The 1,993-nt window shown below is 71.1% G+C and carries 3 protein-coding genes; 1 reads left to right on the top strand and 2 read right to left on the bottom strand.

Going from position 1 to position 1,993, the window contains the following annotated elements:
• Window positions 1-759 (top strand): hypothetical protein (locus VGO20_RS22355; protein WP_327504599.1); only part of this gene is annotated, 759 nt, incomplete at its 5' end.
• Here the strand turns inward: VGO20_RS22355 and VGO20_RS22350 are convergent.
• Both VGO20_RS22350 and VGO20_RS22345 read right to left on the bottom strand, forming a co-directional pair.
• Entirely contained in the window at window positions 746-1,213 is a 468-nt protein-coding gene (locus VGO20_RS22350; protein WP_327504598.1) for a gamma-glutamylcyclotransferase family protein, read from the bottom strand. The two genes, VGO20_RS22355 and VGO20_RS22350, sit on opposite strands and share 14 nt — an antisense overlap.
• Before the next feature lie 120 nt (window positions 1,214-1,333).
• Window positions 1,334-1,993: sodium:solute symporter family transporter (locus tag VGO20_RS22345; RefSeq protein ID WP_414639879.1), on the bottom strand; the 660-nt coding region annotated here is incomplete at its 5' end.

Below are 1,993 nucleotides of genomic sequence, written 5' to 3'. Positions count from 1 at the left end.
GCGTTCGGCGCGCTGATGCGCGACGCCGAGCCGCCGCCGCCGGTCGACCTGAAGGAGGTCGCCGCGGATAAGATCGTCTTCACGCGGACCGGGACGATGCTCCTGTCGGTCGAGCGGGTCGGGGCGACCTGGGACGTCGCGGACAAGGCCAGCCGGTCGGCGACGCTCGCCGTACGCGGCGTCGACGTGCCGGTGACGGAGGAGATGATCCAGGACAACCAGCGCTTCTTCGAGGAAACCGGGTACGAGCGGCTGGGCGGCGACCTGGACGTCGCGATCGCCTACGATGCCGGCACCGGCGTGGCCCGGATCGGCCCGGTTTCGCTGGTCGGGCGCGACATGGGGACGATCGCGGCGACGGTGGTGCTCACCGATGCGCCGGACCCGCTCGCGGTCGGCGAGCCTGACCCCGGCGCCTGGATGCGCAGCAAGGTCTCGGGGATCGAACTGTCCTACACCGACGATTCGCTGATGCGGCGGGCGATGACCGCGGCGGCCGCGGAGCAGGGCATCACCGAGGCTGAACTGATCGAGACGGGTGTCCGGGAGATCGACGCCCTGTTCTCGAACGGCGAGGCGCTCGGCAAGGCGCAGGAGGAAATGCTCACCGCCCTGCAGACCTTCCTGAAGTCGCCCGGCACGATCGAGCTGACCGCCACCCCGGCGGAGCCGGTCGCGGTGCCGGCGCTCGGGATGACCTTGATGATGGCGCCGTCCGAGGCCTTCGACCTGCTGGGGATCCGCGTCACCGCCCGGTGACGCGGCTTTCCAGCCAGACGGCGTGCGCGTCCTCGATCCCGAGGCGCTCGAACTCCGCCATGTAGACGGCGACGGCTTCGAGGTAGCCGGGCTTGTGGACGCGCCGCCAGTCGTCGAAGTGCCAGGGCTCCTCCTCGCAGGCGAGGCGCTCGGTCGCGACGCAGACGAGGGCGGTGCCCGTCCAGCCGGCGGCCGCCACCGGGTGATCCTCGATCGCGAACTCGAAGCCTTCGAAGAACTGCACCCGGTCGCGCTCGTGGGGTGAGATCGGACCGATCAGCAGGCCCTCGATCCGGCCCGCCGGGTCGGGTAGTGCCGCCGGGTAGGTTTCCTCCGCCACGCAGACGCGACGGAAGCCCGGCAGGACGGCGGGAACCGCCCCGGGCAGGTCGCGGCCGAGGACCAGCCGGCGGATGTCGGGGTCCATCAGGGTTCCGAAGCAGAACAGGTGCATCGGCACCGCCTCCGTGCTCAATCCGAGGATGGAGCCGGAGGGGATAGCAAAGCGAGGCCGGTCGTGGAACCCCGAAACGGCCCGCGGACGGCGCGGACGCCGCCCGCGGGCCGGCCGGCGTCACGGCCAGAGCGTCTTGCCCTTCGCCTCCGCCGATTTCGGCGTTCCGACCGCGGCTTCCTCCGTGTCCATCAGGGTACCGCCGCGGGGATGGCGCAGGCTGTTGACGAAGTCCTGCATCGCCGCGCTGGGTGCCGGCGTCATCAGGCTGACCACGTAGATCACGATGAAGGCGACCGGCAGGCCGAACAGGGCCGCGGAGATGTTGCGGACGCCGAACCACAGCTCCATGCCGCCATAGACCGTCATCAGCAGGTAGAACAGCGTGATGCCGAAGCCAGCGATCATGCCGCAGATCGCGCCGGCCGAGGTCGTCCGGCTCCACCACACGCCCATCACCAGCACCGGGAACAGCCCGGCCGCCGCGAGCGAGAACGCCCAGGCCACCATCGCGAGGATGCCGGCCGGCCTCGTGGTCGCGACCATCGCCGCGAGGATCGCCACGCCGACCAGCAGGATGCGGGCGACGATCAGGCGGCGCTGCGTCGAGGCCCGTGGGTCGATGATGCGGTAGTAGATGTCGTGGCTGAGCGCGTTGGCGATCGCGAGCAGCAGGCCGTCGGCGGTCGACAGCGCGGCCGCGAGGCCGCCCGCCGCCACCAGGCCGGCGATCACGTAGGGCAGGCCCGCGATCTCCGGGGTCGCGATCACGATCACGTC

This window comes from Arenibaculum sp. (genome assembly GCF_035998295.1).
Lineage (GTDB): Bacteria > Pseudomonadota > Alphaproteobacteria > Azospirillales > Azospirillaceae > DASYHS01.
The sequence above is the reverse complement of the archived record's forward strand: the minus strand, read 5'-3'. Positions and strand labels throughout refer to the sequence as shown.

Bases quoted from the DNA above. Each gene is read 5' to 3' on its own strand.
- VGO20_RS22350 (WP_327504598.1), bottom strand. From the start codon at position 1,213: ATGCACCTGTTCTGCTTCGGAACCCTGATGGACCCCGACATCCGCCGG.